This is a genomic window from Tepidibacter hydrothermalis (assembly GCF_029542625.1).
Classification (GTDB): Bacteria; Bacillota; Clostridia; order Peptostreptococcales; family Peptostreptococcaceae; genus Tepidibacter_A; species Tepidibacter_A hydrothermalis.
In genome coordinates this window covers 548,682-565,214 of sequence record NZ_CP120733.1, presented here as the reverse complement: position 1 = coordinate 565,214, position 16,533 = coordinate 548,682, and the positions used below count along the sequence as shown (strand labels likewise).

The following is a 16,533-nucleotide window of genomic DNA, read 5'->3' as shown; positions in this document are numbered from 1 at the left end:
ACTATTGTGGTAAAATGATTTTTACTTCTGTCCCCTTATTAATTTTGCTAGTTATATTAATAGAATACCTATCTCCATAATTATATTTCATTCTTTGTTTTATATTATTGATTCCTATTCCACTTGAAGTATTTTTTCTATAATCTTCTTCTTTTCCTGAGTTTATTAATTCAAGCATGTTATTTTCAATTCCTATTCCATCATCTTCTATACATATCACTACAGATTTGCCTGATTTATAAATATTTATTTTTATACTTCCACCATCTTCTTTTAATTCTAGTCCATGTATTATAGCATTTTCTACAAAAGGTTGAATAATCATAAATGGAATTTTAACTTTTCTACATTCTATTTCCATATCAATATAAAATTCTAATCTTGTCCCAAATCTCACTTTCTGAATCTCTAAATATGCAGTTACATAGTTAATTTCAGTTTCTAACTCTACCATCTTATCTACTTTCTTTAAAGTGTATCTAAGAATTTCTGCTAAATTACAGATTACTTCCTGGGTTTTTGGGGCTTTTTCAATTAAAGCCAATGTAGAAATACTATTTAATACATTAAATAAAAAATGAGGATTAACCTGAGATTGTAAAGCCTTTAATTGTGAATATTTTAATTCTTTTTCCATTTGAATTTTAGCTTTTTCAACCTCCATAAACTTAATATTTTTTTCATTAAGTTCCTGCTGTGCTATTTTTAAAAGACTCTCATTTACAATATAGTTACTAATATGAAACATCATCTTAGCAATGGACTGAATTTTCCTAAAAGGAATAATCGGTAGCTTTTTATACATTTCAATAAGTTCTGGATCCGTTTGTATATCTGTATCACTTTGAACAACACGTTCTAGCTCTAAAAATTTACTTTCTTCAGTTAAAACCTGCCCTGCCATTAAGGCTCCTATATATTGCCCCCTCACAATAATAGGTACTGCAAAATCTACTAACTTCATATGACATCTATATATATATGTTTCACCTTTTCTTGCTGCCTCAAGACCACCTCTAGAATCGCATCTTTCGCATAATTCTCCTAGTCTACTATCACTACGTATAATACTACAAAAATCAGTACGCCCACTGTGTTTAGTTATAGGTTTTCCTCTATAATCTACTGTAATAATAGCTAATTCTGTTGCACTTGCAATATCATCCTGTATTTTTTGAAACATTTCAATATCTATAATATTTTCTAAACCAATTAAATAACTCAATATTTTCTCCTTAGTAAGTAATTTTTTGATTAATGTAAAGTACTAAGTTAATTATATTAATAACAAACATAAAAATCAATAAATACCATTTAATAGTATATAATTAATATTTCTGGTCGCTTTGAAATAACTATTTTCTTAATTCAAAAAGAATCTTCTTGTAATTTAATCAATGCTGAAAAATATATACAAGAAGATTCTGATTATATTACTTATGCTAAATAATTACTTTGTACAACTAACTTTAGAAGATTATATTGTAGCTTATTGATGCTATTATCCCTCCAACTATAGGAGCCGCTACCGGAATCCATGCATATCCCCAGTCAGAATCTCCTTTTCCATGTATGGGTAAAATATAGTGTGCTATACGTGGTCCAAGATCTCTAGCAGGATTAATTGCATATCCTGTTGTTCCCCCTAAAGTAAGTCCTATTGCCCAAACTATAAGTCCTACAACTATAGGTTGTAATCCATCAACCATAGGTGTATTTCCTATTCCTAATATTCCAAAGACTAATATAAAAGTACCAATAACTTCTCCTATGAAATTTGAAGACGTATCTTTAATAGCTGGTCCTGTGCAAAATACACCAAGCTTTGCAGCTTGATCCTCAGTTGCTTGAAAGTGCGGTTTATAGAATATCCAAACTATTACTGCTCCTAAAAAAGCACCTATAAATTGGGCTAAGAGATACGTTGGTACACTCGACCAAGAAAATTTTCCTATTGTAGCCAATCCTAGTGTTACAGCTGGATTAAAATGTGCTCCACTAATAGTTCCAAAAATAAAAACTGGTATAGCCACTCCTAAAGCCCATCCTGTTGATATAACAATCCATCCAGAATTTTGACCCTTTGTTTTATTTAATACTACATTAGCAACTACTCCATCCCCTAAAATTATAAGAATCATTGTTCCTAACATTTCTGCTAAAAAATTCGTCATTATAGTCTTCCTTTCATTTTTGCCCAATAAAGCAAAGCTTAATTGAGATAGAGTTTTTGAAATAAGCTAATCCAGAAGCTGTTAAGTCCTAAAACTCCAGCCTTGAGAGAATAAAGTCTTAGAACTTTTAGCTTTCGGATAACTACTTAATTAATAATGTTTTAGTTAGATTTAAAATGCAGCTTTAAATATTGAAACTATGTCTTTTTCGTTACCTTTTCTCGGATTGCTAAATGCATTTCCATCTTTTAATGCCATTTCAGCCATATATTCAAAATCTTCTTCTTTAATTCCCATTTCTTTTAAGCTTGCTGGAATTCCAACATCTTGTGAAAGTCTAAACATAGCATCTATAGCCTTTTCAGCTGCTTCTATAACTGATAATCCATCTATGTTTTCTCCCATAAATTCTGCTATATCAGCAAATTTTTGTGGGTTTGAGATTAAGTTATATCTTTCTACATGTGGAAGAAGCATAGCATTTGCTACTCCATGAGGCATATCATATAATCCCCCTAATTGATGAGCCATGGCATGTACATATCCTAAGTTAGCATTATTGAATGCCATACCTGCTAATAATGAAGCGTATGCCATATTTTCTCTAGCTACTAAATTCTCTCCTAAAGCAACAGCTTGTCTTAAATTTTTAGATATTAATTTAATAGATTGTATTGCTGCTGCATCTGTTACAGGATTAGCATCCTTTGAAACATATGCTTCAACTGCATGAGTTAAAGCATCCATTCCTGTAGCTGCAGTTAATCCAGCTGGCTTTTTAACCATTAACATTGGATCATTGAAAGATACTAACGGTAAGTTTCTCCAACTTACTATAACAAATTTAACCTTTTTCTCTGTATTAGTTATAACACAGTGTCTTGTAACTTCACTTGCTGTTCCAGCTGTAGTGTTTACTGCAACTATTGGAGGAAGTGGATTTGTTAAAGTTTCAATTCCTGCATAATCATAAAGATCTCCTTCATGAGTTGCTGCGATACCAATACCTTTACCACAGTCATGAGCACTTCCACCGCCAACTGTAACTATCATATCACAACCTTCATTATTAAATATAGCTAAACCATCCTTTACATTTGTATCCTTTGGATTTGGTTCTACTCCATCATAATATGCAACTTCTATTCCTGCTTCACTTAAGTATTTAACAGTTAATTCAACTGCTCCACCTTCCATATTTCTTAAAAATTTATCTGTAACTATTAAGGCTTTTTTTCCTCCTAATATGGTACATCTTTCTCCAACTTTATTTATACATCCAGCTCCCATAAAGTTTACACTTGGTACTAAATAATCATACATTCTCATCTTACAATTCCTCCTAAGTTTTTTATATTTATTTTTATATGTATATAATTTTTTTGGAAAATTATTATTTTATGTTAGACACTACTTATTAAATATATCTAAAGCAGCTTGTGCTATAGCCATATCTTCTTCCACAGTTCCACCACTTACTCCAACTGCTCCAACAACTTTTCCATCTACTATTATTGGGAATCCACCACCAAATGTAACTATTTTACAATCGTTAGTTAACTGTAAACCATAAAGACTTTCTCCTGGTTGTATATTTGGAGTTACTTCATGTGTTCCTATTTTTAATGCTGCTGAAGTAAATGCTTTATTTATAGCTATATCTACACTTGTTATAAAAGCATCTTCCATTCTGTGCATAAGCATTAAGTTTGCACCTGCATCTACTGCCGCAAATACCACTGGTACATTCATACAAGCTGCTTTTTCTTCAACTGCAGCAGCCATTTCCTTTACTATTTCTAAGCTTAGTTCTTTTAATTCGTTTAACTTTTTCATAGTTTTTATCCTCCTTATTTTTCTTTTTCAAATCTGATCATAGTTCCACCTACAATCCATCATAAACATCCTATTTTATCTATAAATAAATCATTCTCTAAAATTTGCTTAAACGATATGTCCTTAACTAATCTGCCTGCATTAGCTCCTAAACTTCTAAGATTATCTTCTCCGAATGATAAATTTGTAACAAACAAAGTTTCTCCTTTTTTAAGCTTGTTGAAAGTCATTGCTATATTTCCAGTTTTATCAACACCTATACCTACAGCTAATCTTGAGTCTTGTGCAGCATTATAACTTAATTCTAAAGAATTAGATTCTTTTTTTTCTTTAACTTCATAAGGTATACCTTCTTCCTCTATTCCAAACAACACATCATTAAAAATTGATATATCCTTTATTTCAGAGGAGTGATATATATATATACTTGGTTTCTCATACTTGTAATATTTCATTAGTTACCTTCCCTATTTTCATTAAAAGCTAATATAAGTCCTGTAGCTACTGCATTTCGAGGTCCCTCTAAACCTCTTATATTACCTCTTCCTGCTACTACACCATACTGAGATAGTGCATCTGTAACTAATTGAGGTACTTCAAAGTCTAAGGATGACCCGCCTACTAATACTACAAATTCTATATCTCTAATATTCCCAGTTGGAGATACTATACTTAATGCTCTTAGACAATTAGTAACAAATACTTTCTCTTTTGCAAATCTTCTTATAGTCTTTATTTTTTCCAAAGAATTGTTCCCATCTATTGGAACCAGCATTCCATCTTTTAATATAACTACTTTTGCAAATACAGATGGCTCTAATGGATTTTCAAAAAACTCTACAGTACCATCTTCATGTCTTATATGAAATAGACTTTCCACTTTAGCTAGAGGGTATTTCTTAATATCTTCTGCTAAATTAAAATCTTCTAATCCTAATTCCGACTTAATAAGCATAGTTACCATATTTCCAGCACCAGCTAAATGTATAGAAGATATTTTTTCTTGCTTATTTATTATAGATGCATCAGTAGATCCAGCACCCATATCAAGTATTGCAAGAGGTGTGCTACTTCCTGGGGTAGTTAGCGCTCCTCTTATAGCCATATCCGCTTCTACTCCCCCTACCTCTACATCTATATTTAATTTTTCCTTTAGTGTATCAGCAATCATTTGCATCTGAAGCTTATCAGCTTTAACCATAGCTGCTATTCCTACTGCATTTTCCATAGAAAATTCTTCTGCTAGACCTCCCTTTACCTTCTGAGGTATAAAGGTATCTACTGCTAGAAGATCTTGAATCTTGATATCAGTTATATTCTGATTAGTAAGTTTAGCCATTATTTGTCTTACATTTTCAAGCATTCCACCTGAATTAGTACCCGCTTCCCCTTTTATATCCTGAACAGGAACACAAAGCTTAATTGCTTCCATTATTTTTTTAGCTCCATATTCAACATCTACCACTTCTTTACGCTTTAGTCCATCTATATGTATTTTACCTGCTGGAATCCTTTTTTCCTGGACATCTCCTTTAGGTGTTTTTATAACTACGGCAGATCTATTTCCTATAAGTGCTCTAGATATAGGAACTATAAGTTTCGTTTCTTCTGAAGTTAATCCAAATACTGTTGCAATGCCATATGGGTTACACAAAATTTCTACTACTCCGCCTTGTTCTGCTACCTCTACTGCTGCTTTCATTCCTATTGGAACTTTTTCTAGAAGTACCACTTCATCAACAATAGGTATCTTTTTTTCTAATCTATTGTTAATTAAAACTCCATCATCTCTTTGGACTATAGCTGCTGTTACATTTATCCCTCTTTTTACTGCCTCATTTATCCTTATAGCAGCCTCTAAGAAATTTATCTTACTCAATATCAAAACTATAAATTGATCCTCTTTATTTAAATTTTCTATATTTAACGAGTCTAAATCTTCTATATATATAGTTTTTCCTATTCCAAGTCCTATTCCACCTGGTGTAGTAGGATTATGTCCTATCATAGTAGATTCTGTTATTATAGTTTCAGTTATAGTTTCCATAGCTACGTCCCCTATAACTGGTGCAGCTTCATTTATTCTTACCAAATCAAGGTCTTTAAGTTCCATAGAAACTTTATATAAAGCTTGTTTTAATGAAGAAAAAACACCTTGTATATTCTCTTGTGTTCCTTTTATCCCTGTTGTCGAAACTATTCCACTAGAAAGAAATTCCACTTTACCATTATTATCCATTTTAGATAACGCAACTTCCGTTGTAGCATTTCCTATATCAACACCTGCAATAATCTTCATATATTTACTCCTTATTCAAAGCTCACTACTATTTTGCTAATTTTTCTCTCTTCTCATAAACCTCAGCTGCTTCTCTTACGAAATCTGCATTTACTTTTGCATTGTATTTAGTTTCAAGTTCTTTAGCTATATCTAAAAGTTCTTCTTTTGTAGAACGATAAGGTCTCAGCGAGTTGTATATTTCTAATATTCTGTCGTCTGGAACTGATATAAGTTCTGAAGCTCTTCTAAAATTTCTAGCAATAGCATCTCTATTCATTCCCTCAGCTATTTGAGCTTGCATTTCTAATGTCTCTGGTGATATTCTAACGTCTTCTGGTTTAATTTCTCCGCTTAATACATTTTCTAAATTTACATCTTGTAATTTTTTTCCTGTTGGAGTTTTAATATATTCCGGTCTTTTAGTAGCCAAAGGATAATCTTGCGGATTCATTTTTATTTGTTCCATAAAGTTGTTCTCCCTTCTAAATTAAAATTCAACTTCTATTTCTACAGGTTTTGCCCCTACCTCTACATGCTTAGTTTCTTTTATATGAAGTAATGCCGCTTTTGCCATAAACTTCGGTCTTGCCATTTGATCATTCTTAGTTGGAACAGGTGTTGGTGATTCCCCTTTAGCATATTTAGCTGCATTTTTTCCTATCAATCTAAAAATTTCAAGTGTTATAAGTGGAGCTTGTGGAAATAACTCTAAGTTATTCAAAGGAAGCAAATCCTTTTGATGTATAACAGTTGTTCCTTTTGATTGAATTCCTATCCCTATTCCTGAACCACTTAATTTAGCTGCATCATTAGCTATGAATGAAACATCAGATGTTCTAATCACTCTAACTACACGAGCCTCTAATCCTTCTTCTTCTATTCCTGCTATAAGTTCTCTTAGAACATCATTATGAGGAAGATTAACTATAGTATTATTTTGTGACTTATGAAAAGCTGGTGCAATTCCTATAACAACTTCATCTGCTTTTGTTCCAACTTTTGCTTCTCCTTTTTCTATAAGCTGAAGCTGTGGTGCAACATATTTATTTGTTATATTATCCATAATTTTTCACCTCTATCAATTATTGAATATCTTCTGGTTTTATTACATTTTGAACGTTTTTGATTTCTTCCCATCTCTCTTCACTCATTCTGTAACCTGTTCCTGGTCCCTTGTAATCATTTATATCGTTAACTGCACTTATAACATCAAAATCTTTATCTAATATGGCAGATGTCTGTAAGTAATCTCCAGTTACCCTTTGCTTAAGCATGTTTAATACGTTATTTGCTACATCATCAAATCCATTCTTACTTAATGCTTTAACTATATCAAGACCAGTGATTTTCTTATTAAGCATCTCTTCTGCAGATTTTAAATCTTCAACCACATTTCTTTCTGGCATGTCTTTGCTTCCGTGAGCATAAGTTGCTGCTTCTACTTCTTCATCTGTTATAGCTGGGAACCCTAATTCCTCAAATACAGCTTGTATTGATCTTGCAGCTTTATTTCTTATTGCAATAGTCTCTTCTTCTGATACTGGTCTTAGTCCACCATCTACCATTAAATCTCTTTGAAGAATATTATAGTCATCAAAATCTTCTGCATCAAAATTCGAACCGGCAAACATATTATCATAGTTCGGAACTGCACTATATCCTGAGAATATAAAGTCTGTTCCTGGAAGCATTTGCATAAGTGTTCTTGCAGTTCTTCGTATGTCTGAATGTGAAAATGTTTGATCATTTCCTGATGCAACTTCTATATCTAGCATAGTTGTTATCAAGTTTTCAGCAAGTACAGCTCTTATTCCTGAAGGAACTGAACCCGTCATACCAATACAGCTAACTGCCCCATTTTGAAGGCCTTGTACTCCTGCTCCTTTTGTTATGTAAATACATCTTGCTTCTAAGTAAAGCATTGATTTTCCTTCTGAATATCCCATTAATGCTTCCGAACCTGTACCTGATGTAAATCTCATTTTAAGTCCTCTTGAAGCATATGCTGATGCTAAAAATGCTTTTGACCACGGAGTATCATCTCCATCAGTAAATACTGGTTCAGTACCATATACAGAAACTGTTTCTGCATAACTTGTAAGTCCTCTCATTCCAAGATCAAGTTCTGTAGCTTCCTCTACTGAACACTGAGTTAAAACTCCTCCACGTCCCACTTGAGAACCTATAAGTATCGCTAATGCATTAAATGGTGCATATCTTACTATTCCAACTGTAGTTTCTTGCTCTGAGAAACCTCTAATACTAGCTTCTGCTGCATCTGCTGCAATTTGTACTGGATTATCTCTTAAGTTTGTAACATGACATTGATTTGATGGAGTTTTTCTAGCTCTCATTTTTTGAAGTGCCATCATCATTTCCACTACATTCATGTGTGATACAACTTCTACTATCTTAGCTGGAGTTATGGATGTTGTTATATTTACAATTTCATCTCTACCAATATTTATATCAACAAGCATTTGTGCAATTTCTAACGAATCTAAGCTCATAGATTTTTCAGCTTCTTTCAGATTTATTGCATAGTCTGCTATAAATCTGTCAATTGTATCAAAATCTTCTCTTTTTATTCCATCAAGTTCTACTACCATTCCATTTTCAATTTTTATAGATGGTTTAGGATCATTAGGACTTTCCATTGCTATTAAACCTTCTTCTGGCCATTCTCCTATAAGGCCATCTTGGTTTACAGGACGTTGTGCTAAAACTTGAAATCGTTTTGATCTCATTTATTATTCCTCCCTTATATTACCTTTAGTTGCTGTCTATTATTTTATTTAAATTGTTACTTTTTTATCTATGATTCAATAATACAATAAACTATTGGAAATATTATCAAATTTTTTTGTCATGTTTTTGTATATTTTTGCTTAATTTTAATTTCACAACTTTTTGTTGTACATTTTTGTTGTATATTTTTGTTCTTTTTGTCCTGAAAATAGGAAAATCTAAAACTCACCCAACTTTACAAAACAATCTAACGATGATTTATAAATAACAAAAAAAACAATACTCCTTGCTTATATAAGCAAGGAGTATTGTTTTTTAATTTATAATACTTATAACCTTAATCTTGTTTTTTTCTGACAATTGTAAGGCCTTTTTTTATCTCTCTTTTTTCATTATACATTTTCTGGTCAGCTGAATTGATGATACTGTCAATATATTCATTATGATGGAATTTACATTCTTCTATGCCATGGCTCACACTTACAATGTATGCTCTATTTTCTTCATCATTTATTTTTTTATATTCATTATTTATTCTTTCCCATACATTTTCAGCTTCTTCTATATCAAGATTTACAAAAATCACAAGAAACTCGTCTCCACCCATTCTTATAACAAAATCAGACTTCTTTATGTGTTTCTTAATACCCTTGACAACTGTCATAATGAGCTCATCACCAGCCTCATGCCCTAATGCATCATTGACATCTTTAAGTCCATTAATGTCAATAAAACATATACTAATGCCTCCCCCATTATTAACAATATCTGTGTATTGTTTATTTAAATTCTGAAGACCTGCTCGTCTATTTAAAACCCCAGTCATTTCATCATATTCAGAAAAATACTTAATCTTCTCTTTTGATATCTTGTTCATTGTCATTAAAACCGAGAAAAGTATAGATATTATTAATATAATCAAAAGAACTATTTTTCCATTACTAAGTACATTTAACAGTAATTCAAAAGGATCATTTTCAAACAAGACTCCGCATTCACTATCTTTTGGAATAAATAAAACAACGGTCCAATTACCTTCTCCAAATACTATATCTATGTTTTCTAATTTTTTATTTTTAGATGAATCTGTATCGATCTGCATAATATTTGAAAACGTATAAAAACCATTCTTAGTATTTAGTGTTCCTTCTTCATTATCTAATATATAACTCCATTCTTTAGGATATTCATTCTTAAAACTAATCTCTTTCTTTTCTTCATACATAAAAGCCCATTCTTTATCTTTATCTTTGTTGTAAATCCAATATCCATTAGAATCCAACAAGTAAGCTTCCCCTACACTATTTTGGGATATGGCTCCAAAATCATCCAGTAAATATTTAGCATAATAATTAAGAATAACTATACCTTTAACATTCCCTTCATTATCAAATACTGGTGTAGATAATCTCATCATTGACTTTAAGGGTTGTTCAACTTTCCCATCTTCAACATTCAAATCTAATTTTGATATATATATTTGTTTTCTTTTCAAACTAATACTATCTTTAAAATAATATCTTTCCTTTTTATTCTTAAGTTCTGACTTATTTATTATATGAGACCCCTTATCAGAATAATTAATCCTTATAATTTCATTTCCTGAAAGATCAATATAACGTATTTGATCATAAATTTTCTTTCTGTCAGAAAAAACCTTCCATTGTTTTGCAATATCTTGATATGTTGATTCATCTAAACTATATAAATCAAGTGAGTCCGATAAAAACAACAGATCAGAAATTACATTATCAATCTGTTCTCTTAGTATATCTTTTTCTAATCTTACAATCCTATTTTCATTTTTTTCTATTTCTTGCTTCTTTAAGTTCATTATATTATATTGAAAAATAGAAGATAATGATATAAATATTAAACTTAATGTAATAAATAAAATAATACTGTATTTCAATATATACTTCTTTTTAGCTATAAAGCTATTCATATTCATTAGCAACAACTCCTCGAAGTATTTAAAATAGCCCTTTTCAATAGTTTACGTTACAACTATCCATAAATCAATTTATAAGAAAATTTATATATATAATTTTTATTATATTTAAATAAATGTAATATTTATAAATAAAAAAGTTCTTCTTTAAAAGAATCTTAAATGTAAACTTTTTTGAAACTCATAACGAAAATTATAAAAGAGTTCGCAGATATATCTGTGAACTCTTTTATTTACATATATAGTTTAGTTGCAATTCTTCTATCATATTCTGACCAATTATTAGGTTCTGTAATTTTTCTAACCTGCTCTATTTTATTTAACATTGCATCAACATAATCTGCATAGTGTACTATAAATGCTTCCTCTGTTTTTGGAACTTTTGGAGAACCATATTCAAGTTTACCATGATGCTGAATTATACAACTTTTTATTCTCATTTTAAAATCTTCACTGTAAATATCTCCACCACAGCGAAAAGCCTCTTCTAACATAGTAACTCCCATAACTATATGACCCTCCATATCTCCACGCATTGTTACAGAAAAAGGCCCATCCGTTTTGTATTCTTCAACTTTTCCAATATCATGAAGCTTAGCTCCAAGAATTGCTATTTCTTTATATCTACAATTATATCTATGCGTCATCATCTTTGCGAGATACATAGAATTTAAAGTATGCTCTGCAAGGCCGCCTAAATAATTATGATGCTGACTAAGACCTCCGATACCTTTTTTAAATTTTTCTACGAACTTGTTATCATTGAAAAAATATTCATCTAAAGCTCTGCACTCATCACTCTTAAACTCTTCTTCAGATATCCTATTCATTTCATCCATAATATTTTCAATTGGTCTTTCGACACTAGGAAGAAAATCTTCTATATTAAATGTTGTTTCCTTCTTAAATTCCTTTACATTAAGTGTACCATCTTTAGTTGCCTTAACTGAAATTACATCTCCTACCTGTAATCTATCCGTGCTATCAGGAATATAAGCCTTTACATCCCCCGTTTTATCTCCAATAAAAGCAATAAGTTTACCTTCTTTTCTAGTAAGCTTCTTTAATATCATAAAACTTGACTTAAAGCTTTCATTATCCTTTATATCTTTAATAAAAATGTTTTTCATATTCTTTTCCTTTCTATGTCAAATTTAAAATTCTATTCATAGTTTTATTTTTTCACTATATATATTTTTTATCCGGATAAACCTAAAAATTCAGCTGGAGTTTTTAATCCAACTGAATTTTTAGGTTTTATATAATGGGGAACTTAATCAATAAGGGCTGCTTCTCCTTCTTCATAAGGTTCTATCTTTTCTAAATTTTTGAATGCTACTGAAAGCATGAGCTTAATTCTATTAATCTGATTAACCTCACTTGCACCAGGATCATAGTCAACCGTTAAAATATTTGAATCAGGATATTTTTCTTTAATGGCTCTTATCATTCCTTTTCCTGTTACATGATTAGGTAGACATGCAAAAGGCTGCATACACACTATATTGTTAACCCCACTTTCTAAAAGCTCCATCATCTCAGCAGTTAAAAACCATCCTTCTCCAGCGTGGTTCCCTAATGAAAGAATCTGCTCTGAACATTCAGCGAGCTGTTGTATAGTTTTAGGGTTTTTAAATCTATTACTGTTTTCAAGTGCTTCTCTAGAATACTTTCTAAAAGCTTCAATATAGCTAATTCCCATATTATTAGCTAAAGCCTTTAATTTGCTTTTCCCAAGATATTTACTCTTAAAGTTTGAATTAAATAAACTGTATAAAAAGAAATCAATAAAATCAGGCATTACTACTTCTCCACCTTCATTTTCAATCATTTTGACAATCTGATTATTAGAATAGGAATTGAATTTAATAAATATTTCTCCTGTTACTCCTATCTTAGGTTTTCTAATGTTATTCAGCGGTATATTATCAAAATCATCTACAATACCTCTTATGATTTCTTTTGAGCTAAATAAATTTCCTTTTGTAATATTTTCTATACAAATTTTTTTCCATTTATCATGCAATTGGTCTGTTTGACCTTTAATAGTCTCATAAGGTCTTGTTCTATATATTAACCTCATAAAGATATCTCCATACAATACGGACATAATCATTCTATTTATCATAGTAAGTGTAATTTTAAATCCTGGATTTTTCTCTAACCCTATACCATTAAGCGATAGTACTGGAACATTACTAAAACCTGCATCCTCTAGAGCTTTTCTTAAAATAGGTATATAATTCGTAACCCTACAAACTCCTCCTGTTTGTGACATAATTACGGATGTATTGTCTTTATCATATCCTCCATATTTTAATGCACTTATAATCTGTCCAGCGATTAATATTGATGGATAGCATGTATCATTATTAACATATTTTAAACCTTCTTCTATAACTTTTTCATCAACATCTGGAAGTATCTTTAAATTATATCCACAACTGTTTATTGCTTCCTCAAGTAATTCAAAATGTATTTGTGAGAGCTGAGGTGCAAGAATTGTATGATTTTTCTTCATCTCTTTAGTAAAAACAATCCTATCCCTGTATTGTTTTAAAAGTTTAGGCTTAATATCGTTTTTCTCTCTTTCCTGAATAGCTGCTTTTAATGATCTAAGTCTTATTCTATTAGCTCCTAAATTATTAACTTCATCTATTTTTATTAAAGTATATATTTTATTATTATTTTCTAATATTTCTGCAACCATATCTGTTGCAATAGCATCTAACCCGCATCCAAATGAGTTTAGTTGTACTACCTCAAGATAATCCGTCTTACTTACAAAACTTGCTGCTGCATAAGCTCGTGAGTGATATGTCCACTGGTCTACTACTCTTAAAGGTTTATCAATCTTCCCTAAATGTGCTACTGAATCTTCTGTAAGTACAGCCATCCCTAAATTAGTTATAAGCTCTGGAATACCATGATTGATTTCAGGGTCAATATGATAAGGCCTTCCACACAAAACTATTCCTTTCTTACCAGTATCTTTTAAATATTCAAGCGTTTCTTCTCCTTTTTTTCTTATATCCTCTTTAAACTGCTCATTTTCTTTTAATGCTAACTTAAGAGCTATATCAATTTCACTCTTTTTAATACCATGATTTTTAAAAGTTTCATAAAGAACTTTTGAAAGTGCCTTTTTATTATCCAGAGTAACAAACGGATCTATAAATTCAATATTTTTCTCTTTTAAGATTTTCATATTGTTTTTTATAACCTCTGGATATGATATTACTAATGCACAATTTAAATTATTATCACTATGTTTAAATTCTTTCTTTTCATAAAAAACGCATGGATAAAATATCATATCTACGTCTTTTTCAACAAGACTCATTATATGGCCATGGCTTAGTTTTACAGGATAACAAGCCGACTCTGATGGTATAGTTTCCATTCCCTTCTCATATATCTTCTTATTACTCCTTGGTGATATCTCCACTCTAAAACCAAGTTCAGTAAGAAATGTAAACCATAGAGGATAGTTTTGGTAAATATTCATTACCCTTGGTATACCTATAACAGCTCTTGCCTTCTCTTTCTTTAGTGGAACATACTGAAAAAGTCTTTTATACTTATAATCATATAGATTTGGAATATCATTGATTATATTAGATTCTCCACTTCCCCTTTCACATCTATTACCACTTATGAAGCTACTTCCATTGTCAAACTTATTAATAGTAAGTAGACATTTATTTGCACATCCATCACATCTGCGGTGATGAACTTCACTTTTGAAATTGTTAAGCTGTTCTCTAGTAAGTAAAGTGCTATTTTCTCCTTCAACATATCTTCCCTTTGCAATTAAAGCACATCCGTATGCTCCCATCATACCAGCAATATCAGGTTTAATAACTTTTTTTCCTAATATTAGTTCACAACTTCTAAGTACAGCATCATTATTAAAAGTTCCTCCCTGAACTATAATCTTCTCACCCATATCTTCTGGATTTTTAATTTTTATAACCTTTTGAAAAGCATTATTTATAACTGAATATGAAAGTCCTGCAGAGATATCACCAACACTAGCTCCTTCTTTTTGTGCCTGCTTGACCTTTGAGTTCATAAATACTGTACATCTGGATCCAAGATCAACAGGCTCCTTTGCAAGTAATGCTTTTTCACTGAACTCTTCAACTGTCAAATTCATTGATTTAGCAAAGGTTTCAATAAATGAACCACAACCTGAGGAACACGCTTCATTTAGCATTATATTGTGTATTACTCCATTTTTTATCTTCAAGCATTTCATATCCTGTCCACCAATATCTAATATAAACTCTACGCCCGGTAAAAATTTCTCTGATGCCTTATAATGCGCAACAGTTTCAATCTCTCCAATATCTATATTTAAAGCACTTTTTATTAGTCCTTCTCCATAGCCTGTTACAGCAGACTTTACTATCTTTGCCTGATGAGGTAGCTCATTATATAACTCTTTAATCACATCTACCACCATTTTAAGTGGATGACCTTCATTACTCCCATAATATGTATACAATATCTGATTTTCTTCACCCATTAAAACTACCTTTGTAGTTGTTGAACCTGCATCTATACCTAAATAGCACTTACCTTTATAACGCGACAAATCTTCCTTTTTTACTTTTGCCATTGAATGTCTATTTCTAAATTCTATTAACTCTTCTTCACTTTTAAACAGTGGATCTAATCTATTTACCTCATTTTCACTTCTTTTTTCTAATTCATCTAACCTATCATAAAGTTCCTTAAATTTATATGTTTCACTTTTTATTGAACTGAAAGCTGCACCTATAGCAACAAAATAATGGGAATTAGGAGGAAATATAATCTGATCTTGGGTTAGATTTAGAGTTTCTATAAACCTCTGTCTTAATTCTGAAAGAAAATAAAGAGGACCTCCTAAAAATGCAATTTTACCCTTTATAGGTCTTCCACATGCAAGACCACTGATTGTCTGTGTAACTATACTCTGAAATATAGATGCTGCTATATCTTCTTTTGCTGCTCCTTCATTTAAAAGTGGTTGAATATCACTTTTAGCAAAAACACCACATCTAGCTGCTATTGGATATATATTTTTATGTTTCTTAGCAAGCTCATTTAGACCTGCTGCATCTGTTTTAAGAAGTGATGCCATCTGATCTATAAATGCTCCTGTACCTCCTGCACAGGCACAATTCATTCTTTGTTCAACTCCATTTTTAAAGTATGTAATTTTAGCATCTTCTCCTCCAAGTTCTATTGCAACATCTGTGTTTTGAATGAACTTCTCAACTGCTAAATTACAAGCAATTACTTCCTGAATAAAAGGTATATCCAAACGTTCTGAAACTGCAAGACCACTAGAGCCACTTACCTTAAATGTAATGTATCTTTCACTAAACTCATTATAAAGTTCTTCTATGAGTTCCTTTATACTTTTTTTTATATCTGAAAAATGTCTCTTATATTTGCTGTATATTATATTTTCATTTTTATCAAGCACTACAACTTTAATTGTTGTTGAACCAACATCAAATCCAACATGTAATATTTCCTTCATACTACAC

General features: G+C 31.1%; 12 protein-coding genes. All 12 read right to left on the bottom strand.

Translation table 11 applies throughout. From position 1 onward, the window contains the following. Position 1 precedes the first annotated feature (1 nt). The 12 genes from P4S50_RS02410 to P4S50_RS02355 all read right to left on the bottom strand — a co-directional run bounded on the left by P4S50_RS02410 (position 2) and on the right by P4S50_RS02355 (position 16,526). Complete coding sequence (locus P4S50_RS02410) at positions 2 to 1,225, bottom strand: sensor histidine kinase (protein ID WP_277732912.1); 1,224 nt, start codon at positions 1,223 to 1,225, stop codon at positions 2 to 4. Positions 1,226 to 1,469: 244 nt separating this feature from the next. Continuing rightward, positions 1,470 to 2,174 carry an MIP/aquaporin family protein gene (locus P4S50_RS02405; RefSeq protein ID WP_277732911.1) on the bottom strand — a complete coding sequence of 235 codons (705 nt, stop codon included), beginning with the start codon at positions 2,172 to 2,174 and terminating at the stop codon, positions 1,470 to 1,472. 171 nt (positions 2,175 to 2,345) lie between these two features. After that, positions 2,346 to 3,503, bottom strand: a complete 1,158-nt coding sequence (dhaT, locus tag P4S50_RS02400; protein ID WP_277732910.1) for a 1,3-propanediol dehydrogenase — start codon at positions 3,501 to 3,503, stop codon at positions 2,346 to 2,348. Positions 3,504 to 3,584: 81 nt separating this feature from the next. Beyond that, positions 3,585 to 4,010 (bottom strand): GlcG/HbpS family heme-binding protein, encoded by a 426-nt coding sequence (locus P4S50_RS02395; protein WP_277732909.1) that lies wholly within the window; start codon positions 4,008 to 4,010, stop codon positions 3,585 to 3,587. A 59-nt stretch (positions 4,011 to 4,069) separates the two neighbouring features. Further along, positions 4,070 to 4,465, bottom strand: coding sequence for a glycerol dehydratase reactivase beta/small subunit family protein (locus P4S50_RS02390; RefSeq protein WP_277732908.1), 396 nt, complete (start codon positions 4,463 to 4,465; stop codon positions 4,070 to 4,072). Beyond that, a complete protein-coding gene (locus tag P4S50_RS02385; protein ID WP_277732907.1) occupies positions 4,465 to 6,309 on the bottom strand; it encodes a diol dehydratase reactivase subunit alpha in 1,845 nt (614 codons plus the stop codon). The genes P4S50_RS02390 and P4S50_RS02385 overlap by 1 nt, the downstream gene beginning before the upstream one ends. 28 nt (positions 6,310 to 6,337) lie before the next feature. Next, entirely contained in the window at positions 6,338 to 6,757 is a 420-nt protein-coding gene (locus P4S50_RS02380; RefSeq protein WP_277732906.1) for a diol dehydratase small subunit, read from the bottom strand. 21 nt (positions 6,758 to 6,778) lie between these two features. Then, positions 6,779 to 7,354 (bottom strand): propanediol/glycerol family dehydratase medium subunit, encoded by a 576-nt coding sequence (locus P4S50_RS02375; protein WP_277732905.1) that lies wholly within the window; start codon positions 7,352 to 7,354, stop codon positions 6,779 to 6,781. A gap of 19 nt (positions 7,355 to 7,373) precedes the next feature. Next, positions 7,374 to 9,038, bottom strand: coding sequence for a propanediol/glycerol family dehydratase large subunit (locus P4S50_RS02370; RefSeq protein ID WP_277732904.1), 1,665 nt, complete (start codon positions 9,036 to 9,038; stop codon positions 7,374 to 7,376). 338 nt (positions 9,039 to 9,376) lie between these two features. Next, complete coding sequence (locus P4S50_RS02365) at positions 9,377 to 10,990, bottom strand: sensor domain-containing diguanylate cyclase (RefSeq protein WP_277732903.1); 1,614 nt, start codon at positions 10,988 to 10,990, stop codon at positions 9,377 to 9,379. Positions 10,991 to 11,223: 233 nt separating this feature from the next. After that, complete coding sequence (locus P4S50_RS02360; protein ID WP_277732902.1) at positions 11,224 to 12,120, bottom strand: HD domain-containing protein; 897 nt, start codon at positions 12,118 to 12,120, stop codon at positions 11,224 to 11,226. Positions 12,121 to 12,263: 143 nt separating this feature from the next. Then, complete coding sequence (locus P4S50_RS02355) at positions 12,264 to 16,526, bottom strand: 2-hydroxyacyl-CoA dehydratase (protein WP_277732901.1); 4,263 nt, start codon at positions 16,524 to 16,526, stop codon at positions 12,264 to 12,266. Positions 16,527 to 16,533 lie beyond the last annotated feature (7 nt).

Coding starts and splice junctions, on each gene's coding strand:
- P4S50_RS02405 (WP_277732911.1), bottom strand. CDS start 2,174: ATGACGAATTTTTTAGCAGAAATGTTAGGAACAATGATTCTTATAATT.
- dhaT (WP_277732910.1), bottom strand. CDS start 3,503: ATGAGAATGTATGATTATTTAGTACCAAGTGTAAACTTTATGGGAGCT.
- P4S50_RS02395 (WP_277732909.1), bottom strand. CDS start 4,010: ATGAAAAAGTTAAACGAATTAAAAGAACTAAGCTTAGAAATAGTAAAG.
- P4S50_RS02390 (WP_277732908.1), bottom strand. CDS start 4,465: ATGAAATATTACAAGTATGAGAAACCAAGTATATATATATATCACTCC.
- P4S50_RS02385 (WP_277732907.1), bottom strand. CDS start 6,309: ATGAAGATTATTGCAGGTGTTGATATAGGAAATGCTACAACGGAAGTT.
- P4S50_RS02380 (WP_277732906.1), bottom strand. CDS start 6,757: ATGGAACAAATAAAAATGAATCCGCAAGATTATCCTTTGGCTACTAAA.
- P4S50_RS02375 (WP_277732905.1), bottom strand. CDS start 7,354: ATGGATAATATAACAAATAAATATGTTGCACCACAGCTTCAGCTTATA.
- P4S50_RS02370 (WP_277732904.1), bottom strand. CDS start 9,038: ATGAGATCAAAACGATTTCAAGTTTTAGCACAACGTCCTGTAAACCAA.
- P4S50_RS02365 (WP_277732903.1), bottom strand. CDS start 10,990: ATGAATATGAATAGCTTTATAGCTAAAAAGAAGTATATATTGAAATAC.
- P4S50_RS02360 (WP_277732902.1), bottom strand. CDS start 12,120: ATGAAAAACATTTTTATTAAAGATATAAAGGATAATGAAAGCTTTAAG.
- P4S50_RS02355 (WP_277732901.1), bottom strand. CDS start 16,526: ATGAAGGAAATATTACATGTTGGATTTGATGTTGGTTCAACAACAATT.